The organism is Vicinamibacterales bacterium (assembly GCA_036504215.1).
GTDB lineage: Bacteria > Acidobacteriota > Vicinamibacteria > Vicinamibacterales > Fen-181 > FEN-299.
On record DASXVO010000086.1, the window covers coordinates 110,261 to 135,635 of the forward strand.

At 67.1% G+C, this 25,375-nt stretch carries 17 protein-coding genes; 7 read left to right on the plus strand and 10 right to left on the minus strand.

Annotation, left to right across the window (positions count from 1 at the left end; translation table 11 throughout):
• Window positions 1-27 precede the first annotated feature (27 nt).
• Genes VGK32_23180 through VGK32_23205 form a run of 6 tightly spaced genes read right to left on the minus strand, consistent with a single transcriptional unit; the run spans window position 28 to window position 5,440 of the window.
• Window positions 28-276, minus strand: coding sequence for a hypothetical protein (locus VGK32_23180; GenBank protein ID HEY3384675.1), 249 nt, complete (start codon window positions 274-276; stop codon window positions 28-30).
• Window positions 277-279: 3 nt separating this feature from the next.
• On the minus strand, window positions 280-1,344 hold the full coding sequence (gene dsrB, locus VGK32_23185) for a dissimilatory-type sulfite reductase subunit beta (protein ID HEY3384676.1): 1,065 nt from the start codon (window positions 1,342-1,344) through the stop codon (window positions 280-282).
• Between the two features lie 29 nt (window positions 1,345-1,373).
• On the minus strand, window positions 1,374-2,564 hold the full coding sequence (gene dsrA / locus VGK32_23190; protein HEY3384677.1) for a dissimilatory-type sulfite reductase subunit alpha: 1,191 nt from the start codon (window positions 2,562-2,564) through the stop codon (window positions 1,374-1,376).
• A 17-nt stretch (window positions 2,565-2,581) separates the two neighbouring features.
• Window positions 2,582-3,637, minus strand: coding sequence for an FAD-dependent oxidoreductase (locus tag VGK32_23195; protein ID HEY3384678.1), 1,056 nt, complete (start codon window positions 3,635-3,637; stop codon window positions 2,582-2,584).
• Window positions 3,638-3,644: 7 nt separating this feature from the next.
• On the minus strand, window positions 3,645-4,532 hold the full coding sequence (locus VGK32_23200; GenBank protein HEY3384679.1) for a cyanophycinase: 888 nt from the start codon (window positions 4,530-4,532) through the stop codon (window positions 3,645-3,647).
• Window positions 4,529-5,440 carry a MerR family transcriptional regulator gene (locus tag VGK32_23205; GenBank protein HEY3384680.1) on the minus strand — a complete coding sequence of 304 codons (912 nt, stop codon included), beginning with the start codon at window positions 5,438-5,440 and terminating at the stop codon, window positions 4,529-4,531. Before VGK32_23205 ends, VGK32_23200 begins: the two co-directional genes overlap by 4 nt.
• A gap of 108 nt (window positions 5,441-5,548) precedes the next feature.
• Between VGK32_23205 and VGK32_23210 the strand changes: the two genes are divergently transcribed.
• Complete coding sequence (locus tag VGK32_23210) at window positions 5,549-6,487, plus strand: serine hydrolase (protein ID HEY3384681.1); 939 nt, start codon at window positions 5,549-5,551, stop codon at window positions 6,485-6,487.
• 78 nt (window positions 6,488-6,565) lie between these two features.
• Here VGK32_23210 and VGK32_23215 read toward each other — a convergent pair whose 3' ends face one another.
• Together VGK32_23215 and VGK32_23220 are read right to left on the minus strand one after the other, a co-directional pair.
• Window positions 6,566-7,828: an MgtC/SapB family protein gene (locus VGK32_23215; protein ID HEY3384682.1), complete on the minus strand. Its 1,263-nt coding sequence runs from the start codon at window positions 7,826-7,828 to the stop codon at window positions 6,566-6,568.
• 24 nt (window positions 7,829-7,852) lie between these two features.
• The gene (locus VGK32_23220) at window positions 7,853-9,724 is read right to left on the minus strand and encodes an aldehyde ferredoxin oxidoreductase N-terminal domain-containing protein (GenBank protein HEY3384683.1); all 1,872 of its coding nucleotides are present in this window, start codon (window positions 9,722-9,724) and stop codon (window positions 7,853-7,855) included.
• Window positions 9,725-9,930: 206 nt separating this feature from the next.
• On the opposite strand from VGK32_23220, the gene VGK32_23225 reads away from it, so the two are divergent.
• The 6 genes from VGK32_23225 (at window position 9,931) to VGK32_23250 (ending at window position 18,737) form a co-directional block, all read left to right on the plus strand.
• The gene (locus VGK32_23225; protein ID HEY3384684.1) at window positions 9,931-11,514 is read left to right on the plus strand and encodes an amidohydrolase family protein; all 1,584 of its coding nucleotides are present in this window, start codon (window positions 9,931-9,933) and stop codon (window positions 11,512-11,514) included.
• 53 nt (window positions 11,515-11,567) lie between these two features.
• Window positions 11,568-12,935 carry a Gfo/Idh/MocA family oxidoreductase gene (locus VGK32_23230; GenBank protein ID HEY3384685.1) on the plus strand — a complete coding sequence of 456 codons (1,368 nt, stop codon included), beginning with the start codon at window positions 11,568-11,570 and terminating at the stop codon, window positions 12,933-12,935.
• 210 nt (window positions 12,936-13,145) lie between these two features.
• A complete protein-coding gene (locus VGK32_23235) occupies window positions 13,146-15,116 on the plus strand; it encodes a S8 family peptidase (protein HEY3384686.1) in 1,971 nt (656 codons plus the stop codon).
• 448 nt (window positions 15,117-15,564) lie between these two features.
• Window positions 15,565-15,924 (plus strand): pentapeptide repeat-containing protein, encoded by a 360-nt coding sequence (locus VGK32_23240; GenBank protein ID HEY3384687.1) that lies wholly within the window; start codon window positions 15,565-15,567, stop codon window positions 15,922-15,924.
• A complete protein-coding gene (gene guaA, locus VGK32_23245; protein HEY3384688.1) occupies window positions 15,921-17,747 on the plus strand; it encodes a glutamine-hydrolyzing GMP synthase in 1,827 nt (608 codons plus the stop codon). Before VGK32_23240 ends, guaA begins: the two co-directional genes overlap by 4 nt.
• Window positions 17,748-17,900: 153 nt before the next feature.
• Window positions 17,901-18,737, plus strand: coding sequence for a PEGA domain-containing protein (locus VGK32_23250; GenBank protein ID HEY3384689.1), 837 nt, complete (start codon window positions 17,901-17,903; stop codon window positions 18,735-18,737).
• A 28-nt stretch (window positions 18,738-18,765) separates the two neighbouring features.
• On the opposite strand, the gene VGK32_23255 is transcribed toward VGK32_23250, so the two are convergent.
• Window positions 18,766-22,023, minus strand: a complete 3,258-nt coding sequence (locus tag VGK32_23255) for a PAS domain S-box protein (GenBank protein ID HEY3384690.1) — start codon at window positions 22,021-22,023, stop codon at window positions 18,766-18,768.
• 10 nt (window positions 22,024-22,033) lie between these two features.
• A complete protein-coding gene (locus tag VGK32_23260) occupies window positions 22,034-25,375 on the minus strand; it encodes a hypothetical protein (GenBank protein HEY3384691.1) in 3,342 nt (1,113 codons plus the stop codon).

Genomic DNA, 25,375 nt, shown 5'->3' on the forward strand with positions numbered 1-25,375 from the left:
GCCGTTACGCGCGGTGGTGACCGGCCGCTACTCCGCGATTTCGCGTTGGGGCAGCTCGATGTAACTGCCTCCGAAGTACGTGTAGATGCAGCGACCCGAATCGACCAGCTGGCGGATCGCCTCCTTGCACGTCTCCTTGCTGCAGCGATCGGCGCCGAACTGCTCGATCACCGCCTTCGTCACGTCAGTCGGCTTCAGCTTGCGGACGCCGGCTGCGTCACTGATCATCCGGAACATCGCGTCGGCCACTTGCTCGACGGTCACTGGAGTGGACACGGTTCATCCTTTCAGGTGCACCGAGCGCTTGAATGTCGTCTCCGCGTGACGGAAGTCGTCGATGTGCTGCTTGGTGAACTCGATGCCCGTCATGCGGAAGAATCGAGGCCATCCAATGCGCTCGATCCACTCGCCCATCCGCTCGTAGTGGCGCGCATTCGCCGCCCACACGTCCACCAGCCTGGTCACCGCCTCCACGACCTCCGGCCAGCGGGGGGGATTGTTCGGGAGGAACGGGATGGCGAGCTTGGAAAAGGCCGGTTCGGAACGTGCGTTGCTCACCTTCCCGCCGACCCAGATGGAGACGCCGTCGTTCAGCGCGTCGTTGAGCGGCATCGCCGGACAGACGGTGAAGCAGTTGCCGCAGAACATGCAGAGTTCCTCGGCCACTTCGACGCTGTCGTGACCGTCCTTTCGGGTCGGCCTGATGGCCGCCGTCGGGCAGGAAGCGACCACGGTGGGCAGCTCGCACACCTTCGGCAGCCGCTCCTGGTTGATCTTCGGCGGCCGCCGATGGATGCCGAGGATGGCGATATCCGAGCAGTGCACCGCGCCGCACATGTTCACGCAGCACGCCAGCGCCACGCGCAGCTTGCCCGGCAGCGCCATCGTCGTGAAGTGGCCGACCAGTTCGTCCATCAACGCCTTCACGATACCCGACGCATCGGTAGCCGCCGAGTGACAGTGGATCCAGCCCTGCGTGTGCACGATGTTCGAGATCGAGTGACCCGTTCCGCCGACCGGAAACCCCCTCGCGGCGAGGTCCGCGACGAGTGGCTCGATCTTCGCGGGATCGGTCAACAGGAACTCGATGTTGTGGCGGCTGGTGAACCGGAGATACCCGTCGCAGTACGTGTCGGCCAGGTCGCAGATCTCGCGAATCGTCTGCACACTCAGCAGCCGCGGCGATCCGGCGCGGACGGTGTAGAGCCGATCGCCCGATTCGGCGACGTGCACCAGGACTCCGGGCCGGGGGATCTCGTGGTACCGCCATTTCCCGTAGTTCGCCTGGATGACGGGCGGCAGGAACTGACCGTAGTGGGGCGGGCCGATGTCGGTCTTGCGCATATGAATGACTCTCGACTGTCGAATGTCGGTTACTTGGGTTCTTCCTCGAAGTACTCCTCGTAGAACACGTACGGGTTCTCGCGAGGATGCTTCACCATTTCGGGCCGCGGCTCGAGGCCAATCGCCTCGAGGAAACTCCCCAAGCCGACCCGCTGGATGAACTCGCCGACGCGTTCGCGGTTCTTACCTTCGTCGGCCCAGAGTTCGAGGATCTTGCCGATGAGTTCCTTCAACTCGGTGTAGGGCGGCTCGATCTTCATGAACGGCACGAGCACGGACGACAGCATGGCGCCCGACACAATCGGCGCCTTGCCTCCGATCAGCAGGCAGGCGCCCCGCTCCCGGCCGGGTCGTAGCGCCTTCGGCAGAACGTTGATGCAGTGCATGCACCGCGCGCACGCGGCGTTGTCGATCGTCAGCGTCTTGTCGTCCCAGGTCAGGCACCTCGACGGGCACAGGTCGCACACGTCGCGGCGGACATCCACCCCGGCCCGGACGTAGTCGGCGAGCGCCGCTTCGTCCACCTCGATCGCATCGCGCCACGTGCCGATGACGCTCAGGTCGGCGCGCGCGATGGCCGCCACGCAATCGTTCGGACACCCCGACGCCTTGATCTTGAACTTGTAGGGCAGCGAGGGACGGTGGATCTCGTCCTGGAAGTGCCTGGTCAGATCGTAGGTCAGCGCCAGCGTGTCGAAGCACGCCCACTCGCATCGGGCCGGTCCGACACAGCAGCTCGGCGTTCGGATGACGGATCCCGACCCGCCGAGGTCGAACCCGTTCTCGGTCAACTCTTCGAACGCCGGCTCGAGCTCTTCGGTCTTCGTGCCGAGCAGGATGACGTCGCCGGTCGCACCGTGCAGGTTGGTGAGTCCCGAACCGTGCCTCTCCCAGATGTCGCAGATCTTCCTGAGCGCGTCGGTCTTGTAGAACCAGCCAGCCGGGTGATTGACGCGCATCGTGTGGAACTGCGCGACGTCCGGGAACTGCTCGGGTACATCCGAGTAGCGCCCTATGACGCCGGCGCCGTAGCCTCTCACGCCAACGACCCCGCCGTGCTTCCAGTGGCCCACGCGGTCTTCGTATGACAACTCGACGACGCCGAGCAGACCTTCAGCCATGGGGCTGGTTTCCGCGGCGCGCTTCATCTCGCGAACGAAACTGGGCCACGGACCGGTCTCGAGCTCGTCGAGCTTCGGAGTGGGTTTCTTGTCGGACATGTTCGGTTCCTCGTTCTCTATCTCATCTCGATGAATCCCGTCGGGCACTGTTCCGCACACTTGCTGCAGCCCCGGCAGAACTCGAGCCTGAAGCGATACGGCTGCCCCTTCTCGACCGGCTTGATGACCGCCTGATCGGGGCAGTACTTCCAGCAGTTGTCGCACTCGGCGCACGCGCCGCAACTCAGGCATCGCCTGGCTTCGGCCACGGCCTGTTCAGGCGAGAGTGCTCCCTCACCACGCGGTTGGCGCGCGTTGTGCTCGAACTGGATCTGCGCCGTCGTGGACGGCGGCCGCGGCGGCGGCGGTTCGACGGCCACGCCCCTGATGTCGGCGTCGAGCAACTCGGCCGCGCGCCGCCCGAAGTGGATTGCCGCGGGGATGCCCGCAGGTGAGGTCTTGTGGCCGTCCTCGTAGATCCTGGTCGCAATGACCCGACCATCCTCGGGCCGGGAACCGTGCCCGACAAATGTCACGCCCAGCGCGAGGATGCGGCCGATCTCCGCGTCGAGCACGTGGCGCGGCAGGCACGCCGCATCCGGCCCGTACCGAAGCTCGCCACCCGGTTCCTCGTGCGGATCCACCATCCTGACGGCGTAGCCACGACGCGCCAGCTGGTAGGCGGCCGACAATCCGCCCGCGCCGGCGCCAACCACCGTCACAGGTTCGGGCCGGGGTTCGCCGACGCAGCGGGACAGCGACCAGCCTCTCGACACGGCCGTCTCGCCAATCGCCCGCTCGACGCCGTTCACGGCCACGGCGCCGTCGTATCCGTCGCGATGGCACCGGCTCTCGCAGTGATGCGGGCAGAGATACCCGCAGACCGCAGGCAGCGGGTTGCGTTCGGCAATGACGAGGAAGGCCTCGTGAAGCGCCTCGTCCACACTCAGCCCGCGGCCTTCCGACCGGGCGAGCACGGCGAGAAAACCCCGCACGTCGGTGTCGTTGGGGCACGCGTGCTCGCAGGGCGGCTGCCTGGCGACCAACTGCGGGCGCAACGACGTGCCCTCGCGAGCCGCCGCCCCAAGGCCGCTTCGCGCGCCGAGCTTCCTGACCTTCTTCACGATCGGCATGACGACCCTACTTGCCCCACTGCCCGTCCTTGACGCGGTCGATCGGCCCCGCTCCGCGCGGCGACGGCCGCGTGGCCTGCCGGGTCTTGAGACTGAACCGGTCTCCCGACGTCAGGAAGTAGAACTTGCCGGCGGGCGGGATCTGGCGCTGCCGGTCGTAGATGGCCACGTACGATCGGCCCAGCACCTGGAACTCGTCGCCCTGGACGACAATCGCGGTGTCCTCGTCGAGGCCTATGCCGAGCAGGTCCGGACGCGCCTCGATGAGGGCGACCAGATCGAACTGCCGGTTGCGCTTCAGCAGGTGCTGATCAATCGCCACCTTCTTCACGAACGCGAGCCCCTGCTGGTGGTCGCCCATCATGATCTCGGCGCCCTTGGTGTCGCCGCGCGCGAGGAAGTCGCCCTGAATCGTGGCGCCAGCCGAGGACCCGCCGATCACGCCACCCCGATCGAGCAGCGCGAACAGTTCCTTGTGCGTCAGCGTGTCGAGGTACGCGTCGGCCAGACGCCACTGCCGGCCGCCCTCGAAGAACACGCCGCGCGCCTGGCGGATCGGCTCGACGAACGCCGGCGAGTCGGCCACCATCCGGTCGCGCGTGTGCAGCACGGTCAACTTCGTCGCCCCTGCGTCCCGGAAGGCCTTCAGGCCCGGAAACGTCTGGTCGTACTTGTCGGCCTCGCCGGCCGTCGGGATCACGACGATGGGCTGATCGGGACCGCCGGCAAGCTCGAGGAACCGCTTCAGAATGGCCGGGTCCTTCATCGCGCCGCCGACGATGACCAGCGAACCCTTCGAGGGGCCGAAGTCGGCGCCCCGAACCGTTGGCACACCAGCCAGCAGCAGCACCGTGAACGCCGCCAGCACACTCACCGCTCTCACGCCCTTGTTCATGGTTCCGCCTTCATCCTTCCGCCTTCATCCTTGACCCTTCCGCCTTCACCCTTGCCCCTGGCAACCGTCATCCTGGTTCTGGAGCACACCCACACGAGCACGGCTGTGTCAGTGGGCGAGGGATTCACCCAGCGGTGCCCGCGGGTGCTCTCGAACCAGCAACTGTCCCCGGCGCGCAGGTCCAGGTGCTCGTGCTCGCCCAGCCACATCTCAATCGAACCTGCCAGCACGTAGAGTAGTTCCTCGCCGTCGTGCACATACGGGCCGGCGCTGCCCGAACCCGGTGCCGCGCGAAACAACATCGACTCGAGCTGGCTCGACGTGGGCGACAGCAGTTCCATGTCCACACCGGGGTGCGCCTGGAGCACCTGTCGATCGCCAGCCGACAACCGGTGGCTGGACTGGCCCGGCAGATCGAACAGTTCCAGCACCGACGTGTTGTAGACCGTGGCGAGGCGTTGAATCGTCGCAACCGACGCGGTGGCCTGCGACCGTTCCACGGCACTGAGAAATCCCGCCGAGATCCCGGCGCCGCGGGCCGCGGCGGCAATCCGCAACCCTCGCTGCCGGCGCAGGCCGCGCAAGGTACGTCCCAGCGTCGCCAACGCGTAGCTGGCCGGATTGGACGGCTCGTCACGCGTCCCGAGCGCTTCCTTGATGGCCGGCACGTTGAGTTGACGCACGTCGCGCAGGTGCTTGATCCGCTTGAGCACCGACAGGGAATCCTGCGTGTAGAGGCGGTAGCCGCCGCGGTTCCGGACGGTGGTCACCAGACCGGCGCGCTCCCAGAGGCGCAACGTGGACGGGCTGACGCCCACAATCCTGGCGGCCCGACCGACGGTCAGCGGCGAGCGGCGGGGATGGTGGGGGTCGATCCGGGCGGTCCGTTCGTAGGGCGCAACTGGCACGGCGGCCCGAACCTTACCACAAAAGTGCAAGGTTTCACAATGTCATCAGTCCACGTGCCTCCGCCGAGATGTAGACTGACACTTCCCACCTCGCCCCCTGGAGGAGCCGTGAACAGAACACTGTCCGTTGTCCTCGCGATTCCCGCGTGCATCGTCCTCGTCGCCGCCGCCTCCGCGCAGACCGCGGCACCGGCTCGCCCACTCTCCCTCCAGAAGCTGGACGCCTCGATCGCGAGGGTCACGGCGAGCGTCAACGCCAGTTGGGGCATCTACGTGAAGTCGCTGGAGACCGGCGAGGAACTGACCATCGACGCCGACAAGCAGATGGACACGATGAGCGTCATCAAGATTCCGCTCATGGCCGAGGTCTTCCAGCAGATCAAAGACGGGCGGCTCAGCCTGGCGGACAAGTACACGCTGGCCAAAGACGACATGTTGCCTGGCACCGGCGTGATGCGCAGCCTCGACGCGGGCGACACGTTCACGATCAGGGATCTGCTCACGCTGATGATTATCGTGTCGGACAACACGGCCACCGACGTGCTGTACCGACTGGTCGGGGGGCCGGAAGCCGTCAATACGCGGATGCGGGCGCTCGGGCTGAAACAGACCGTGGCGCCGGCCAACGCGCGGACGTGGTTCGACGCACTCGCCGCCATGCGGAATGCCGAACGGTTCCACCGGGAGGCCAGGCACCCGTACGGCCTCTCGACGCCCCGCGAGATCGGGCAACTGCTCGAGATGATGGAGCGGGGCACGCTCGTGGACAAGGCGTCGTCCGACCTGATGCTCGAGATGATGCGCGGACAGCTCTACCGGACGCGGATCCCCCGCTACCTGAGCGGGTACCGGATTCCCCACAAGACTGGCGACTTCCTGCCCTACATCGGCAACGATGTCGGCGTGCTCGAAGCGCCAGGGGCTCCGGGCCAGCGCATCGTCATCAGCATCTTCACCGCGAACCACTTCGGAGCGGGCGAACGGCTCGAGGAGGCGATCGGCCGGGTGGCCGAACAGGTTGGCGCGTACTTCGCGTACAGACAGTAGCCGCGTGCCGACGCCGCCGCGCGGCGCGTCTCGACGCTCCGCGCCTCGGTCACCCGGGGCAGCGAGGGCACCGGGGCCTCACATCATCACGAGCGGCCACAGGCCGCACAACGCGAGAACGACGAGCGCAATCAGACTCTCGACGCCCGTCCGCCGGTCGGCGAACGTGAACGCATAGAGCCCCTTGACGACGTTGTTGCTCGTCACGGTGATGAGAATGGCGACCGCCGCGACGTACAGCGGCGTGGCGTTGCCGCCAGACTGCGTCATCCCCATGATGAAGGGATCGACATCGGTCACGCCCATGATGGCCGCGAGGCCGTATACGCCCGCGTGCCCCAGGTACGCGACGGCCAACTGGGTGGCAATCAGCATGACGACGAAGATCAGCGCGAACATGAGCGCGGCACCCAGTTCCAGGGGATTCTTCGGCACGTATTCGCGCTTGATGCTGCCGTCGTGCCCGTCGGCCACCCGCGACAGGACGAAGCCGCCAGCCATGGCGACGGCGGCCAGTACCGCGAACGACGGGCCGAGCAATCGCGCCAGCGCGCCGTTGAACAGCGCGAGCAACGCAATCAGCCGGAGGTACATCATGCCCGACGCCATGAGAATGCCGCCCGCGAACAGATGCGCCCGACGCTCGCGCTTCGCCCGTCGCGCCAGCACGACGGTCGTCACCGTCGACGAGTAGGCACCGCCGAGTATGGCCGCCAGCGTCACGCCGCCCCGGCCCTTGGTGGCTTTCTGCAGGACGTAACTGCCGTACGACACGGCGCTGACGGCCACGACGACCAGCCAGATCCTGAACGGGTTGAGCAGGAAGGGCCCGACGGTCTTGTCCGGCAGCACGGGCAGGACGACGGCCGTGAGGAACAGGAACTTCCCGAACGTGAGGATCTCGCCGGGCGCCGTCCGGAGCGCCAGGTTCTCGAGCGCCGTCTTCAACTCGAGCAGGAGCAGGCTCACCACGGCAATCGTCGTCGCAATCCAGAAGTGGTCGTAGTAGACCAGCGCCCCGAGCAGGTACGTCGTGAGGCCGGTCATCTCGGACGTCGCGCCGGCAGACGATGCCTGGAGCTTGTGGAGATACGACGCAACCAGGAACGCCCCGACAACGGCCAGGCCGACGGCGACCACGATGTACTGCGTGCCGGCCACGAGCGCGGTCGAGTAGCCCACGAGGCCGATCAGCGGGAACGTGCGCACGCCGCCGAAGAAGTAACGCTCCTTCGCGCCCTTGTGCTCCTCGCGTTCGAGGCCGACCAGGAATGACAGGAAGAGCACGAGCACGATCTTGACGCCGTCGGGCGGCAGCGACTGCATGAGGTCGTTCAGCACGAGGCCTCCTTGGGCCAGCCGATTTCAGAACTCCAGCAACGACTCGTGCGTCCCTTTGTGCATCTCGTACCAGAAATCGAGTGCCGCTTCACGCCGGTCCTTCTCGAAGCGGCTCAACCAGTCCGCCAGTTCTGGCCGCTCGACGTGCCCAACGTCGCGGCGCCGCCTGAGGAACTCGTACACGAGGTCCGCATTGCGGCCCGCCTCCCAGAACACCGAGGCGTTGCGGCTGTTGATGCGGCCCGCGGTCAGCTTCACCTTCTCGACGAACTCCTTGCCAAGGCCGTACAGCGCCTGCACGATCTCCTCCCCCATCTCCTCGGCCCACCCACGGTGGAAGCGGCAGATCCCGAGGTTGTCCATCAGCAGCTCCTGCACGAGCCGTTCGGCATTCATCCGTCCGAGTTGCCGGGGAGGGAGGAAGTCCGGCCCGTAGTACATGTAGTACTTGCCCATGATCGGCATCGGCGCGAGGGCGCCTGGCGTCCAGTACTGGTTCGGGACCATCCAGCCCTTCCGGGCGAACGCGGCGTGCACGAACAGATCGAGGACCTGCCGCCCCTTCACGCGTGCGAGCCGCCGCGCGCGGCGCCGCGGTCCCTGGAGCAGATCGACATGGCGCGACACGATCGCGTCGAGCATGGCGACGCCCAGATCCGCGTTGTGCGCGGAGTCCTCGACCACGCGGAAGCCATCCGGGGTGAAGACCGGCTTCTCGGTCGCGCCAACGTCGTCCGGCGTCAGCACGCCCTCGTGCACGCACTCGAACAGCCACGAGAGCACGCCGCCCGCAGCAATCGCGTCGAAGCCCAGGGTGTCCGCGCGGTGCGCGAGCCGCTCCGCCGCCCGCTGGTCGAAGATGCCGCACTGCGGGCCCATCGTCTCGTAGGGCTCGTAGTCCTTCTTGAACTCGCCGCGCATCTTCTTGCACACCGCGGAACAGGGTTCGCCGCACGTGTGCTGCTGTCTGGCGTCGATGGTCTCCTCGTTGAACTGCTTGAGGTAGTGCTCCAGGACGAGCGTCCGGTGGAGGTCGACGCGCTCGCTCTCGCTCATGTAGATGCTGCGGTAGTTGAACGACAGCATGGCACCGCCCAGCGTGGCGAAGTTCGCGCCGAGCGTCCCGCCCGTCGAGAGTCTCGGATCGAAGCGGTACTTCGTCGTCGCTTCGAAGTCCTTGGCCGCGAGCCGCTTCTGGAAGCGCACCTGGAACCACTCGTCGGCCACCTTGCGGTCCCGGAAATCCTCGTCCACCACCGTGCCGCCGTAGATCACCGCCGCGATGTTGTGCTCGTGGAGCATCCGCGAGCCGAACCCACCACGCCCCGCCCACGTGTCAACGTCGGTGAGCTTGCCGTTCCCGTCGATCGGCACCGACACGATGGCGCCGAAGTCGGTCGCCTCGGCGGCGGGCCCCACGGCGAGAATCCGAGGCGCCTGCGCATAACGTGCGGTGAACCGCTCGTGGACGTGATCGAGCACGGCATAGACACCCAGGCGGCCCGACGCCCAGACGCGCGTGAGGTCCACCGGCTCGAGTGAAACGTCGATCTCCTCGCCGTTCTGACGGTTGAGGATCAGCACCGACGGCCTCGCGGCACAGCCGACCAGCGAGAGCATGTTGATCCCCAGGTTGTCGAACACCAGCCCGGCACCGCCCATCGACGACACGTAGAACCCGCCCCAACAGGGGGAGAATCCGGTGACGATCAGCCGGTTCGATCCCGGCAGAATCGAGCCGGCCAGCAGGCCCACTCCAATGTTCAGGCTGTTGAACCGGCCGGTGAGATGCAGCCCGAGGTCCACGGGACCGAAGAAATCGCCGACGGGGTACTTCGCCACGCGGTAGTAACCGGTGCCGGCGTCGACGAAGAGGACTTTCTGCTGGACGTCCATGCTGCTTACTCTCCGTGCCTGCGGGCAGACACGCCCACAGCCACTGCGAATCCCGATCGGCGGCGGGCCTCCGCCGATCGGCTCGGGCAGCGCGAGGCGTATCCCCCTGCTCGGCGGCGGCGCGGGCCGGACCCGCGACAGAGTACCACGCTTTCCCTTGACCCGCGCGGCGTGGGAAGGCAGCATACCCGCGGAGGAACGGCACCATGTCTGCTGCGCTCACCCGCCCACGGGCGATAGGTTTCGGCCTGCTCGTCGTCTCCGCGTTGCTCGGCGTTCCGGTGCGCTCGGCGGTGCAGCCTGCGCCCGCCGTCAAGGCGCCTGCCCACGGGAAGTCAGTCACGCGCCTGCTGATTCGAAACGCCATGGTGATCTACGGCAACGCGAAGCCGGCGTTCGGCCCCGTGGACATCCTCGTGCAGGATGGCCTCATCGCGCGGGTCGGCCCCCCTTCGAAGAAGGACCCGCCGCCGGATGCGGTCATCGACGCCACCGGCAAATACGTGATGCCGGGAATCGTCAACGCCCATATGCACCTGCAGGACGAGCGCGGGGGCAAGGCGCAACCGTTCCAGTACGAGGCCAACCTGCTGCTCGCGTGCGGCGTCACGACCGTGCGCGATGTCGGATCCGAGTTCGAGAGGGCGAAGAAGTGGCGGACGGACAGCGCCGCGCACACGCTCGTGGCGCCGCGCATCTTCATCTACACGCCGAGCTGGCGCGGGCGGACGGGCAGCGCACCCGAGACGCCGCAGACCGTCCGTGCGGGTGTGCAGTGGGCCAAGCAGAACGGCGCCGACGGGGTTAAGATCTTCGGGATCGACCGTGATCTCCTCGAGGCCGTCCTGGACGAGGCACACAAGCAGAACCTCCGGAGCGCGACGCACATCGCCGTCGAGGAGACGACCGCGAAGGACTTCGCCGAACTCGGCGTGACCTCGATCGAACATTTCTACGGCATTGCCGATTCCGCGCTCGACGGGATCCAGGATTTTCCGGCGGATCACAACGCCAGCAACGAGATCCATCGCTTCGGCCGGGCCGGCGAGCTGTACATCCAGAAGAACCTGAACCCCGAAAAGCTTTCGGGCGTGCTGGATCTGATGGTCCGGCAGAAGGTCGCCTGGGTACCGACGCTGTCAATCTACGTCGCCGGCCGCGATCTGATCCGTGCGCAGAATCTGCCCTGGTACAAGGAGTATCTCCATCCGACCATGGAGGAGTACTGGAAGCCCGATCTGGAGCACCACGGCTCGTTCTTCCTGGGGTGGACGAGCACGCAGGAAACGCGGTGGAAGCAGGACTACCAGGTCTGGATGGCGGCGCTGCGCGAGTTCGGCCTCAAGGGCGGCCTGATCGCGACGGGGGACGATGCCGGGTTCATCTATTCACTCTACGGCTTCGGCCTGATCCACGAGCTGGAGTTGATGGAAGAAGCCGGGTTCCACCCGCTCGAAGTGATCAAGCATGCGACGGTCAACGGCGCGAAGTTGCTCGGCGTGGACGACCGACTGGGCCGCGTGCGCCAGGGCTACGTGGCCGATCTCCTCGTCGTCAATGGCAACCCGCTCGAGAACCTGCACCTCCTGAATCCGTACGGAACCGACGTCCTCACGGTGAACGGCAGGGCCGTGTCGAACTACTCGGCGATCACGCCCGGCGACAAGAGCGTGAAGATCGAGCACGGTGGCGGCATCGAATGGACCATCAAGGACGGGGTGCCGTACCACGTGCCGACACTGATGAAGGAAACGCGGGAAATGGTGGCGGCGGCGCGCGTGAAGCGGTAGGTGGGCGAACGGCGGCAGCACCTCACAGCGTTCCTTTCTCCAGGAGTACCGATATGCGTGGATTCGATCGGCGGCGGTTCCTGCGGGCTGGCGCGGTGGCAAGTGTCGGCGCGGCCCTGCGCGGCGCGGACGTCGGTGCGACCGAGGGCATGGCGCAGGCCCAGGCGCGTGCCATCAGTACGTCCCCCCTGCTCGAGTTCCGCGTCCCGCCCATCGATCCGGTCCGTATCGGCTACGTGGGTGTGGGCGGGATGGGATCGGCGCACGTTCGCAACCTCCTCACGATCGAGGGCGTGCAGATCCGCGCCGTCTGCGACATCGTCCCCGAGAAGGTCGAACGCGCGCAGAAGTCGGTGGTGGACGCGGGGCAGCCCAGACCCGAGGGCTACACGAAGGGACCGGAGGATTTCCGGCGCCTCTGCCAGCGCGAGGACATCGACCTGGTCTACAACGCCACGCCGTGGGAGTGGCACGTGCCAGTCTGCGTGGCGGCGATGGAGGCCGGCAAGCACGCGGCGACCGAGGTGCCGGCTGCGATGACGATCGAGCAGTGCTGGCAGCTGGTGGAAACCTCCGAGCGGACGAAGCGGCACTGCGTGATGATGGAGAACTGCTGCTACGACCGGCCCGAGATGCTGTGCCTCAACATGGTGAAGAAGGGGCTGCTCGGCGAGATCATCCACGCGGAGGCGGGCTACCTGCACGATCTGCGTGCGATCAAGTTCAGCACCGAGGGCGAGGGCCTGTGGCGCCTGGCGCATGCGGTGAAGCGCGATGCGAATCTCTACCCGACGCACGGCCTCGGTCCGGTCGCGCAGTGCCTGGACATCAACCGCGGTGACCGCTTCGAGTACCTCGTGTCGATGAGCACCGCGTCACGCGGTCTGAATCTCTACGCGGCGAAGGCGTTCGGGGCCAACGATCCGCGTGCGACGCGGAAGTACGCGCTGGGCGACGTCAATATCAGCCTCATCCACACGGCGCTCGGCAAGGTCATCACGCTCTACCACGACACCGACTCGCCGCGCCCCTACAGCCGGATCCACAAGGTTCAGGGGACCGCGGGGATCTTCGAGAAGTACCCGGAGCGGGTGTACGTCGAGGGCCGCAGCACCAGGGGAGATCAGTGGGACACGCTCGACACCTTCCGCGAGTACGACCATCCCTTGTGGACGTCACAGGCCGACAAGGCGCGCGGTGCGGGGCACGGCGGCATGGACTACATCGAGGACTACCGCCTGATTGACGCGCTGCGGCAGGGCCGCCCGCTCGACGTCGACGTCTACGACGCCGCGGCGTGGAGCGTGGTGACGGAACTGAGCGAGCTGTCGGTGGCGGGACGGGGCAAGCCCGTGGAGTTCCCCGACTTCACGCGAGGAGGGTGGAAGACACCCCGAGCGCTGCACGTGCAGGAGATCTGACCCTCACGGCGCCTTGCCTCCAGCACCTCTCCGTTGTATCGTTGTGCCTTGGGCGTATCCCATCAACAATCCTGATCGCCGCTGCGGACACGGGCGGGCCCTGGAACTGGCGCCGGCCTGCGCGGGTGGGCGGAACTTACGGCATTCCGCTGGACCTGGACGTGTCGGGTGGACGATCCCGTGAGCGCTCCATCAGATGCGGAGGGTGATGTGACGAAAGCTCGGCTGTCGAGGATGTTCGTATCGTGTGTCATCGCCGTCGCGTTCGCACTGCTCGCCCTGCCGGCCAGCACCGGCGTCGGACGGCAGCTGAGGACCGCGGCCCACAACGGCTACGACGTGGCGGCAGGAGAGGCGCTGGTGAAACTGCGCACGACCGCCGCACTCCCCGAGATCGAGAACGAGAGCGACGCCGACAGTTTCGAGGAAATCGGCGGCACCGGTGTACGGCGTGTTCACTCGCGCAGCCTGGGCACCGACGCGCTGATTGCGACGCTCGCCGCGCATCCCGACGTCGAGTACGTCGAGCCGAACTACATCCTGCACGCGGTGGCGACGCCGAACGATCCCGGCTTTCCCAACCTGTATGGTTTGCTGAACACGGGCCAGGCGATCCAGGGCGTGGCGGGCACGCCCGGCGCGGACATCGGCGCGACGAGCGCCTGGGACCTCTCGACCGGCTCACGTGGCACGGTCGTCGCCGTGGTCGACACCGGCGTGGACTACAACCACCCGGACTTGGCGGCGAACGTCTGGTCCGCTCCCTCGTCGTTCACCGTGGTCATAGGGGGGAGCACCATCACGTGCGCTGGGGGAACGCACGGCTTCAACGCGATCGCGAAGACGTGCAATCCGATGGACGACAACGACCACGGCTCGCACGTGTCGGGAACGATTGGCGCCGTCGGGAACAACGGCGTCGGCGTCGTCGGTGTGAACTGGACGGCGAGCATCATGGGTGCGAAATTCCTGGATTCAACCGGCAGCGGCACGCTGGCCGATGCCATCAATGCGATCGAGTTCGCGGTCCAGGCCAAGCAGGTGTTCGGCACCGGCGCCAACGTGCGCGTGCTGTCGAACAGCTGGGGCGGTGGCGGGTTCTCGCAGTCGCTGCTCGACGAAATCAACAGGGCGGACACCAACGACATGCTGTTCGTCGCCGCGGCGGGCAACAACGGCCGGAACAACGACACGACCGCGAACTATCCTTCCAACTACGCCGCCCCGAACGTGGTGGCGGTCGCGGCCACCGACAACCGGGACCAGCTCGCGTCGTTCTCCAACTTCGGGCGCGGCACCGTGCACCTCGGCGCGCCGGGCGTGAACATCCTGTCAACCGTCCGGAACGGCGCGTACGCGTACTTCAGCGGCACGTCGATGGCCACACCGCACGTGTCTGGCGCCGCCGCGCTCGTGCTCTCGAAGTGCACGCTCGACACGGCGGGACTGAAGGCCACGCTGCTGAACGCGGTGGATCCGATCGCGTCGCTCGCGACGGTGACGATCACCGGGGGACGGCTGAACGTCTTTCGCGCGATCAGCAACTGCGCGGCGCCGCCGACGCCCGATTTCACCCTGACCGCCAGCCCCGCGTCGCGTTCGGTGGCGCCTGGCGCCAGCGCCACCTACACCGTGACGACGGCTGCGCTGAACGGCTTCACCGGAACGATCACGTTCGGGGCGGCCGGCCTGCCGGCGGGAGCAACCGCCACGTTCTCGCCAGCGGCGGCAGCCGCAGGTGCGGCGTCCACACTGACCGTCGCTACGAGTTCGACGACACCGCCCGGATCGTATTCGATCGGCATCACGGCGATCAGTGGCGGCGTCTCCCACTCGACCGGTGTCACGCTGGTCGTCGCGAACGCCGACTTCACGCTGTCGGTCAGCCCGTCGTCGCTCAGTGTACGGCACGGTTCGAGCGGCTCCTTCACCGTCACCGTCACCTCGGCGAACGGATTCGCGGGAACGGTGAACCTGTCAGCCTCTGGCCTGCCGCAGCCCACGCAAGTGACGGCAACCTGGAGCGCCACGAGCGTGACCGTGCCCGCAGGCGGATCTGCCCAGGCGCGCCTCACGCTCGCGCCGGCCAGCAACGCGACACGGACCACCTATGGTCTGAGGTTCACCGGGACGTCTGGATCGCTGTCGCATTCGGCGTCGGCCTCGTTCCGCGTCCGTTGAACCCTGAGCTTACTTGTGTTGACCAGGCTGCGCGCCCTGCGCACCCCATGAAGCGGGCGTTCCCTGCGGGAGGCGTTGGTCAACACATCTGAGTCGAAGGGTAGGCGATCGGGGTCGGGACAATTCTCCTGGAATGGCGACATCATCGTCGGTGGTCGCCGCTCTCGACCGGGAATCCACTCCCGACCCTTTTCTCCGGCCCCACGCGCCGGCCCTGCGCCTGGCTGGCGTCGAAGTCCTCGCCGGTCGTCACGCGCCACTCGACACCGGCCGCGCGGGCAACCCGCCGCCCCTGAAGCCCGGAACCGAGGCGCGCGTCGCGGGTGCGACCGCCCCGGGGACGACAGCCGGCAGTTGCCCGATCCGGGCGCTCGCGATATCGTTACAGGATCATCGTTGGCCGGCGCGGATGGCGCGGGCACAATCCGGCCCATGCTGGAGGGAAGCAATGGCAGACCTGTCGCGGTCGGACGTCATCAAGATCCTCGCAGTGGCCGAGAACGCTCGTCTGGCGGGCGTGGACCTCTCGGGGCTCGATCTGCACGGCCTCAATTTCAGCGGCGCCGATCTCATCCGCGCAGATCTCGCCGGCGCCAACCTGTCAGGCGCCTACATGCGCGGGGCCCGGCTCGAGTCTGCGAACCTCGAGGGGGCGATCATCACCGACGCGAACCTGAAGGAAGCCAACCTGAAGGCGGCGAACCTTCGGGACGCCGACCTGACGAACACGATTATGACGGATGCCAACCTCTTCGAAGCCATCCTCGAGGGCGCCCGCCTCGACCGGACCATTGGACTCAATCGATGACTCGACACGACACGATTGCCGTCGTCGACTTCGGCGGCCAGTACGCACATCTGATTGCCACGAAGGTCCGCCGCCTCCGCGTGCTCGCCGAGATCCGCCAGCCTGAGGATCCCATCGAGCTGTTCGCGCACTGCAAGGGCATCATCATCTCGGGCAGCCCGAGTTTCTCGTCATTCGGTGAAGACTCCGGCTACACGAAGGCGATCTACGATCTCGACATCCCGGTCCTCGGTTTCTGCTTCGGCCACCAGGAGATCGCGAAGCACTACGGCGGGGTCGTGGTGCACGGCGGTCGCGAATGGGGTCGTGCGAACCTGCACATCGTGCGCGACCACCCGCTGTTTCGCGGCCTCGGGCCGGTCGAGCCGGTGTTCATGAGCCATTTCGACTCGGTCGTCAGCCTGGGCCCGGACTTCGAGGAACTCGGCTACACGGTGCTCGGCGAGAGCGAGGGCGGGGGCCATCGCTACGCCGCCATCGGGTCCGACAAGCACCGGCGCTACGGCTTCCAGTACCACCCTGAAGTGGACGATACGGTCCACGGCCACGAGATGATCGCCAACTTCGTGCTCGGCATCTGCGGCTGCGAGCCGTCGTGGACGATGGAGCGGTATCTCGAAGAACAGGTGGAACGGGTCCGGCAGCAGGTCGGCGACCGCTCGGTGTTCCTGCTGGCCTCGGGCGGCGTGGATTCGACCGTTGCCGCCAAGCTGTTCGCGCTGGCGATCGGGCCGGAGCGGCTGCACCTCCTGCACGTGGACAACGGGTTGATGCGCAAGGGTGAGAGCCGGAAGGTGCTCGAAACGTTGCGTGGGATCGGTCTTGGCGCGCATCTCCACTTCGTGGACGCGACGGCCGACTTCCTGGCGGCGCTCGGCGGTGTCATCGAGCCCGAGCGCAAGCGACAGGCGATTGGAGACACGTTCGTCACCGTGTTCGAGCGCGAGGCACGGCGCCTCGGCATCGAGGATCATCTGCTCGGCCAGGGCACGATCTACCCGGACACGATTGAAACCGGCGCGACCAAGCGGTCGGATACGATCAAGACCCACCACAATCGCGTGCCGATCATCGAGGAGATGATCAAGAAGGGACGCGTGGTCGAGCCGCTGGCCGAGCTCTACAAGGTGGAGGTTCGAGAGCTGGGCGAGCAGTTGGGGATTCCGCACGAGATGATCTGGCGGCATCCGTTCCCCGGCCCCGGGCTGGGGGTGCGGCTGCTCTGCTCGGACGGGCGGGAGGATCGGGAGCAATTTCCCGAGATCGAGCCGCCACTCGCCGCGCTCGCCGCTGGCTACGGCATCCAGGCGCTGGCGCTGCCCATCCGGTCGGTCGGCGTGAAGGCCGATCTGCGGGCGTACGAGCATCCGGTGATGCTGGGCGGACAGGTCCCTTGGGAGCGCCTGCTCGAAGCGGTCGGCATGATCCTCAAACAGGTGCCTGGCCTGAACCGCTGCATCTGGAATCTCGGGCCGGCCATGCCGACGGGTGCCAGACCGCTGAAGGCGGGCATGACGGCGGCGCGTCTCGATCTGCTGCGCGAGGCCGATGCCCTCGTCATGGACGGCCTGCGCCGTCACGGCCTCTACGAGACGATCTGGCAGTGCCCGACCGTCCTCGTGCCGCTCGAGATCGACGGCCGTGGTGAGGAATTGGTGATCGTCCGGCCGATCCACTCCGAACGGGCGATGACGGCGACGCCCGCGCACCTGCCCGACGCGCTCGTCGCCGAGCTGAGAACGGCGATCCTCGCGCTCGCGGGCGTGAGCGGCTTCGCCCTCGATGTCACCTCGAAGCCGCCGGGAACCATCGAGTGGGAGTGAAGACGTTTCCGACGGATTACGCGGAATGAAGATTGGCGGATCGCTGAGAGTCACCCACCGGCAGCGACGTGACGCCATTGCCGTCGTGCAGGATGCGTCCGGCATTCTGCATGTCGCAGTTTGCATTCTGCATTTCTGCTAGGATCCCACGCCATGACGACCGAACGGGACGACTCCTCTTCTTCGCGCCCAGCCTGGCAGCGCCCGGTGCTCATCGTGGTCGCCGTCGTTGTCCTCGCAGGCGCTGCGTTTCTCGGCCGGATCCTGGCGCCGCTGGTTCGCGGCGGGGGAACGGCGCCGGCCAGCACCGTGACCGCCACACCCTCCACGCCGGCCGCCACCGCGGCCGCGCCGGTGACAACGCCCGAGACCACGTTGCCCGCGCTCGAGGCGTCACGTGATGCAAAGCCCAGAACGAAGAAGAGGGGCGAGGCACTACCCCCGATCGTGGCGGCGTCTGATGCAGCGCCGACGATGGGTGAACTGCACATCGACAGCGATATGCCGGGTGCCATGGTATTCCTCGATCGCAAGTACCTCGGCAACGCTCCCATCACCGCGAAGGACGTTCCGCCGGGCACGCACCAACTGAATCTGACCGCAGAGGGGTACGACGGCTACTCCGAACCGATCGACGTGGCAGTCGGTCCCGCGGACGTGATGATTCGCTTCAAGGAAGTGCGGCTCAAGGAGACGGCGGAGGTCGTGCACAAGCACGCGATGGGCTCGTGCGAGGGCCGGCTGTTCGCCGATCCCCAGGGCGTCCGCTACGAGACGACGAACAAGAGCGATGCGTTCACGATGCGGTTCGCGGACATCGAGGCGTTCGAGATCGACTACCTGCAGAAGAACCTGAAGATCAAGAGGCGCGGCGGCAAGTCGTACAACTTCACCACGAAGGCGACCAACGCCGACCCGCTGTTCGTGTTCCACCGCAACGTGGACAAGGTTCGTCAGCAGATCGCCGGCGGCGCTCCAGCGAAGAAGTAGCAGGCCGACGCCGCTCCGTCGGGGGCCATCACCCGGGAAGTGGTTGAGGTGGGCGCGACAGCCGCGCACGGACGCGGTCGAGCAGCACGCGAGGCTCGTACGGCTTGAGCAGCAGGTCCAAGCCATCATCGGCGCCGCCGCCGGTACTCTCTTCGAGCATCTGCCGGCTGTACCCGCTGCAGTAGAGCACCGGGACGTCCCGGCGTCTGGCCCTGATGTGCGCGTGCACCTGCGGGCCGTTCAGACGCGGCATCACGACGTCGAGCAAGGCGAGAGCGATCTCGTCCCGGTGCGCATCGAAGATCGCGACCGCCTCGGCTCCGTCCCGCGCGGTCAGGACCGTGTACCCGGCACCCTCGAGCACTCGCTTCGCGAGGCCGCGTACCAGGTCCTCGTCCTCTGCCAGCAGGATCATCTCATGGCCCACCGACCCCGCCGGCGCGGTCGGTACGATCTCGTCCCGCACGGCCGTCGCGTCCACGACAGCGTCGCCGGCCGCCGGCAGGTAGATGACGAACCGGGCACCGTGCGCTGGCTCCGAGATGACCTCGATCAACCCGTCGTGCTGCTTGACGATGCCGTAGACCGTCGCGAGACCGAGTCCCGACCCCTTGCCGACCTCCTTCGTGGTGAAGAAGGGCTCGAACACGTGCTCGAGGATATCCGGCGGGATCCCGGGACCGGTGTCCGACACGGTCAGAACGACGTAGTCTCCACCTCGTGCCCATGGCCGCTGCTGACAGAACTCCTCGTCGGCTGTGACCCGGGACGTGGCAACCGTGATGCGGCCGCCGTCCGGCATCGCATCGCGCGCGTTCAGCGAGAGGTTCATCAAGACCTGCTCGATCTGCCCGGCGTCGGCCATCACGGAGGGGAGGCCGTCGCCCGGACGGAAGTCCAGCTCGATGTGTTCGCCGATGAGGCGGCGCAGCATCGTGAGCAGGTTGGCAATCCGCGCATTCAAGTCGATCGCCCGGCGCTCCATCGTCTGCCGGCGGCTGAAGGCGAGCAACTGGCGCACGAGGACCGTGGCCCGGTCCGCGGCGCGTTTGATCTCGCTGATCTCGGAGTGCATCGGTTGACCGGGCTGCAGATCGGCGAGCGCCAGTCCGGCGTAGCCACTCATCACCTGCAGCAGGTTGTTGAAATCGTGAGCGACGCCCCCCGCGAGTTGGCCGACGGCTTCCATCTTCTGCGCCTGGCGGTACTGCGCCTCGAGCCGTCGCTGTTCGGTCACGTCACGCCCGAGGCTCGCCGACCCGATGATCGCGCCGGTCGTGTCGCGGATGTGGGTGTTGTCCCACACGATCTCGCGGACCTCCCCGTCGCGCGTCACGATCTGGTGCTCGTAGCTGGGCCCGAACTCGCCCGTCTGCAGTGCCTCGAGGAAGTGCCGCGACGCGGCATCCCGCACGTTGGGTGGGACGAACACCTCGAACCAGTCGCGCCCGATGATCTCGTCGCGCCGCCAGGCCGTCAGCGCGAGCAGGTGGCTGTTGCAGAACGTGATGCCGCCGTGCACGTCCAGCATCACCGCGATGACCGGCACGCTGTCGAGGATCTCTCGCACGCGCCGCTCGACCTGGTGGCGCGCATCCTCACCCGCCCTGCGTTCGGTGACGTCGAGGATGATGCTCTCGTCGATGCGGGAGCCGTCGAGTTCCGTTCCGACCGTTGCGGTGTCCTCCATCCAGCGCACCCGGCCATCGCGTGTGACGATGCGATATTCCAACCGGAAGTGGTCGCTCCCCTGCCCGGCGTGTGCCGCCACCTCCGCCATCGCCCGTGGCAGATCGTCCGGCAGCATGATATCGGCCCAGGCGAGACGACCCGAGACGAAGTCCTCGGCCGAGTACCCGAACTGCGCGACGTTTTCGGAGATGTATTCGACCAGCCAGGCGTCGCCGTGCCGCCAGCGGACGAGGATGACGGGGCTGTTCTCGACGATGAGCATGGCGCGGTGGAGCGCTCGTTCGACGGCTCGCGTCTCGGTGACATCCTCGGCGACGCCCATCACACCCAGCGGTTGACGATTCGCGTCGAGCATGAGCGCCGTGGACAGTCGGATGTCGATTGGGTGACCATCCTTGTGTCGCCGCGTGACCTCGATCCCGGTGATACGCTCGCCGCCCGTCAGAATCCGACGCTGGATGTCCATGAACCCGGGCCATTTGTCCGGCGCGACGATCGGTATCGGCTGTCCGATGGCCTCCGCAGCGGTCCAGCCGAACGTCAGCTCCGCGGCAGCGTTCCACGACATCACGCGACCATCGCGGTCGAGCGTGACGATCGCGAGAGGCGACGCCCGCAGCACGGCTTCCAGCATGTCGGTCGTCTGCGCGAGCGCGGCCGTCCGCTCCTCGACCGTCTGCTCAGCCTGGAGCTTGGCGTGGCGAAGCAGGCTCTGACGCCACGCGACCACGAACACGAATGCCATCGGGACGAGCGAGAGCACGAGTCCCGACAGCCCCCACAACCGGCGCGCCTCGGCCAGCGGGGCGGTCCATCCGAAGCGCGGCCGGCCCGCGATCTCCCAGCGGGCATTGGTCAGCTGGAACGTCTCGAGCACCGGGTCCTCATCGAACACGGCGTCCGATCCGTAGAAAGCCCGTCCGCCCGGCCGGCGAACGGCCAGGGCGACGTCACCGTGACTTCCGGTCAGCCCCGCCTCGTCCAGGATGGGCTGCATGTCCACCGCCACTCCGACGAGTCCCCAATACGCGTCCCGCTGGTGTACGGCGCGTCGCGCGATCAGGCCGAGGCCGCCCTGGACGAGGTCGACGGGGCCTGACAGCACTCTGTCCCGGCTGCGAATCGCCAGTTGGACGTCCTCGCGGACCTCCGCCCGTGAGTCGGCGGCCAGGTCGTAGCCCAGGACGCGCTCGTTGCCCTCGACCGGGTAGACCTGGGCGTAGGTCGTGCCGGGGGCGACTCCGAGGTTGCGCACGCCCGGCACCGCCGTGCGCAGCCGCGCGGCGAACTCCGGGAAGAGACGCCCCACCTGCTCGCGGCTCACCTCGACTTCGACGAAGGCGTGGAGGCCATCGAGCAGGGCGAGCCGGCGCTCGACGGCCGAGACGAGCGCGCTGCGACGGAGCACCAACTCGCGCTGCACGTCGTTCCTGAGCGCCTGCAGGCTCTGCGCCTGCCGCCACAGGCCCAGTTCGAACCACGCGGCCCCGAAGGCGAGGCCCGCCACCAGCGCCGCGGCAAGCGCCGTGCGACGGGGAGTGGAGAGCCACCCGATGCGGAACCTGACCCGCGTGGATCGTCCCTGTTCGTTCATGCGTCCACGACTAGCGCTCCGGCGTCCACCTCGGGACGCGCCCGGGTGTCCACGGCGCGCCAATCGCCTCGAGACGTCCCTGGAGGGTCTTCATGTCCAGCTCCATGATCGTCTTCAGTTGCTCGAGCACCGGCGCGAAGAGCTCACTCGAGATCTGGTACGAGCGCCGGTGAGTCTCGGTGGGTGCAGACGTTGCGGTCCAGTGACCGGCCACGATGCCCTGGACCCGCTCGACAATCGACGGCGGCGTGGCCTCGCTGTACCGGCGCAGCACCGTGTCGCCGTTGAGCGCCAGCTGGATGTCGCGCAGACGGGCATCGAGCGCCTGCACGTCACCGACCAGCTTCTCATCGGCCTTCGGCGAGTCGGCCAGGGCCTTGCGCACGAGCGTCAGTTCCTTCCGGAGGTCGCTCGCTGCCTGTGAAGCGCCGAGCACTGCGCGCTGCAGCCGGGCCGTTTTTTGCTCGAATTCGAGCACCGCGGCGCGATCGGCCGGCGGCAGGCTCGCGGTACCGAGGGGCACCGCCTGGAACGACTGGGCCTCGCCGATCGAGATCACCTTGCCCTCGACACGCTTCGCCAGCGACACCCGGTAGGTACCGGGCGCCACCATCGGCCCGACAGGCGGCGACGAGAAGAGGTCATCCTCGAGCGAGACTGGCGGCTGCGTGTCCGCCGGATCCGCTGGCGGGAAGCGGAGGTCCCACGCCACGCGATGGAAGCCCGCGCTCGTCGGAGCACCAATGCGTCGGACCACGTTGCCGGTCACGTCGGTGACGGTCAATTCGACCGCCGGTGCCTCCTCGCGATCCTCCGCCCGCAGCACCTCCCAGCTCGGAGACGTGACGTCACCGCCGGCCTTCGCCGCCTTCTTCTCCTGCGCCTGACGTGCCTGACGCCTGGTCTGGAGCCCTTCCTTCAGGTAGTAGGTGAACACGGCCCCGAACGGCGGGTTGGGCGCCGCGTACAGCGACTCGCCCAGGAACGCTTTGCCGCGGAGACCGAGCGGGAACGAGGGCACGTACATCCAAGCCGACCTGGCCGGGAAGATCGCGCCGTCCTGTCCCAGCAACTCCGGGGTCACGCGGCGCAGCGGCGTGTAGTCGTCCAGAATGTAGAAGCCCCGGCCGAACGTCGCGATCACCAGGTCGGTCTCTCGCTTCTGAACCGTGATGTCCCGCACCGCAATCGTGGGCAGACCGCCCTTGAGCGGAATCCACTTCCGCCCGCCGTCCACCGTGAAGAACAGCCCGAACTCGGTGCCGGCAAACAACAGGTTCGACCTCTCCGGGTCCTCCACGACGACGTACACCGAGCCACGTTCGGGCAGGTTGCCGACCATGGAGGTCCACGTGCGGCCGCGGTCCGTGCTCTTCAGCAGGTACGGCTTCAGATCGCCTGTCTTGTGATTGTCGAAGGCGGCGTAGACCGTGTCCGCGTCGCGCGGTGACGGCTCGATCCGCGAGACATACGTGTTCTCCGGCACGCCGGGGAACTTCTCGATCCTCCGCCACGACTTTCCGCCGTCCTCGCTCACCTGCACGAGCCCGTCGTCGGTCCCCACGTAAAGGAGGCCTTCTTTCACGGGCGACTCGGCGAGCGAGACGATGTTGCCGTAGAACGACGTGGAGCTGTTCTTGGCCACCGCATCGACCGTCCACACCCGTCCCATCACCTTGAGGGCATTACGATCGATCTGGCGGGTCAGGTCGGCACCGACTGGCGTCCAGGAGTTCCCCCGGTCGTCCGAGCGGAATAGGCGCTGCGCGGCGAAGTAGAGGCGGGTGTGCGAGTGGGGGCTGATGATGAGCGGCGAGTCCCAGTTCCAGCGGAGCGGTGCCTCATCCCTGCCGGCCTGCGGCTGGATATCGATCTGCTCGCCCGTCCGGCGGTCGAAACGCACCAACACGCCGTGCTGCGACTCGGCGTAGACGATGTTCGGATCCTCGGGATCGACGCGGCTGACGAATCCGTCGCCGCCCGTGGTGACGAACCAGAGGTCGTTCGTGATGCCGTGGTCGGTCGTCGTTCTGGACGGACCGCCGAGCGAGGTATTGTCCTGGGTGCCGCCGTAGACGTAGTAGAACGGCTTCGAGTTGTCCACCGCGACGCGGTAGAACTGCGTGATCGGCAGATTGGCCTTGAACGCCCAGCTCCTCGCCCGGTCGAAGCTCTCGTAGACGCCGCCGTCGTTGCCGTTGACCAGGTGATCGGTGTCGCTCGGATCGATCCAGAGCGCGTGGTTGTCCACGTGCTTCCAGCGCTCGCCGGCGTTCTGGAACGTCTTCCCGCCGTCGTGCGTGACCTGCATGTAGACGTCCATCGAGTAGACGCGGTCGACGTTCTTCGGATCGGGAACCAGCTCGTTGTAATACTGCGGGCCGCCGGACACGTAGCTGCTCATCTTCTCCCAGCTCGCGCCGCGATCGGTCGAGCGGAAGAAGCCGCCAGCCTTGTTGGCCGCCTCGACGATCGCATACACGACGTCGGGATCGACCGGCGAGACGGCGAGGCCGATGCGGCCGAGGTCCTCCTTCGGCAACCCGTTCTCGAGCTTCTTCCACGTGGCGCCGGCATCCGTCGTCTTGTAGATGGCCGACTCGGGGCCGCCATCAATCAACGTCCAGACGTGGCGACGGCGCTGGTAGGCCGACGCATAGAGGACGTCCGGGTTGCGCGGGTCGAGCGCCAGATCGCTGGCGCCCGTGTTCTCACTGATCGTCAGCACGGCCTTCCAGGTGGCGCCGCCATCGGTCGTCTTGTAGACACCGCGGTCGCCGCCGGACGACCAGAGCGACCCCATCGCGGCCACGTAGACGACGTTCGAGTGGCGCGGGTCGACCAGGATCTTCCCGACGTGCATCGAGTCCTTCAGGCCAACGCGTTCCCAGTTCTTCCCACCGTCGATCGACTTGTAGACGCCGTCGCCGTACGACACGCTCCGCTGGCTGTTGTTCTCGCCCGTGCCCACCCACACGACCTGCGGCTCGCGCGGGTCGATGGTGACGCAGCCGATCGAGAACGAGCCCTGCGCGTCGAAGACCGGCGTCCACGATACGCCGGCATTCACCGTCTTCCAGACGCCGCCGACCGTGGCGACGTACCAGGTCGTGCGACGGTCGGGCTGGACGGCGATATCGATCACCCGGCCCGAAGTGACGGCCGGTCCGATGTTCCGCAACTCGAGTCCGCTGAAGGTGTCGGCGGTCATCGGGTCCTTGGCGGCGTCCGCCGCCGACTTCCCGCCTCCCGACTTCTGGACTCCCCCGGCTGGCGCCTGCGCGTACAGGACGAGGCTGCCGAGTACCGCGATCGAGACGACGATGGCGACGAGCAGGACGGTACGTTTCAC

Bases quoted from the DNA above. Each gene is read 5' to 3' on its own strand.
- VGK32_23230 (HEY3384685.1), top strand. From the start codon at position 11,568: ATGCGTGGATTCGATCGGCGGCGGTTCCTGCGGGCTGGCGCGGTGGCA.
- dsrB (HEY3384676.1), bottom strand. From the start codon at position 1,344: ATGCGCAAGACCGACATCGGCCCGCCCCACTACGGTCAGTTCCTGCCG.
- guaA (HEY3384688.1), top strand. From the start codon at position 15,921: ATGACTCGACACGACACGATTGCCGTCGTCGACTTCGGCGGCCAGTAC.
- VGK32_23240 (HEY3384687.1), top strand. From the start codon at position 15,565: ATGGCAGACCTGTCGCGGTCGGACGTCATCAAGATCCTCGCAGTGGCC.
- VGK32_23255 (HEY3384690.1), bottom strand. From the start codon at position 22,023: ATGAACGAACAGGGACGATCCACGCGGGTCAGGTTCCGCATCGGGTGG.
- VGK32_23220 (HEY3384683.1), bottom strand. From the start codon at position 9,724: ATGGACGTCCAGCAGAAAGTCCTCTTCGTCGACGCCGGCACCGGTTAC.
- dsrA (HEY3384677.1), bottom strand. From the start codon at position 2,564: ATGTCCGACAAGAAACCCACTCCGAAGCTCGACGAGCTCGAGACCGGT.
- VGK32_23250 (HEY3384689.1), top strand. From the start codon at position 17,901: ATGACGACCGAACGGGACGACTCCTCTTCTTCGCGCCCAGCCTGGCAG.
- VGK32_23200 (HEY3384679.1), bottom strand. From the start codon at position 4,532: ATGAACAAGGGCGTGAGAGCGGTGAGTGTGCTGGCGGCGTTCACGGTG.
- VGK32_23225 (HEY3384684.1), top strand. From the start codon at position 9,931: ATGTCTGCTGCGCTCACCCGCCCACGGGCGATAGGTTTCGGCCTGCTC.
- VGK32_23195 (HEY3384678.1), bottom strand. From the start codon at position 3,637: ATGCCGATCGTGAAGAAGGTCAGGAAGCTCGGCGCGCGAAGCGGCCTT.